A 233-nucleotide genomic window follows, 5' to 3' on the forward strand; every position below is an offset into this window, starting at 1 on the left:
GGAGAGAAGTCCCGGGGGGAGCTGAAGCCGTATCTGCGCTCGGTGGGCGTCAGGGCGGCCCGGCAGATCGCCAAGGACTCCTTCGCCACGCCGGCCGTCGCCGAGGTGCTGACGGGCCCGGGCAAGGCCACGCTGGCGGGCACGCTGCTGGCCAACGGCCTGCGCAACATCTGGGCGCACGCGGTCAGCTTCTGCGGGCACTTTCCGGAGGGTGCGGAGACGTTCTCCGAGGA

1 pseudogene is annotated in these 233 nt (G+C 71.7%); it reads left to right on the top strand.

What is annotated here, in order from left to right:
* A pseudogene (locus KVS67_RS13445) lies at positions 1-233 on the top strand (acyl-CoA desaturase); the annotation flags it as partial.

This window comes from Micrococcus sp. GbtcB5 (assembly GCF_019091605.1).
Classification (GTDB): domain Bacteria; phylum Actinomycetota; class Actinomycetes; order Actinomycetales; family Micrococcaceae; genus Micrococcus; species Micrococcus luteus.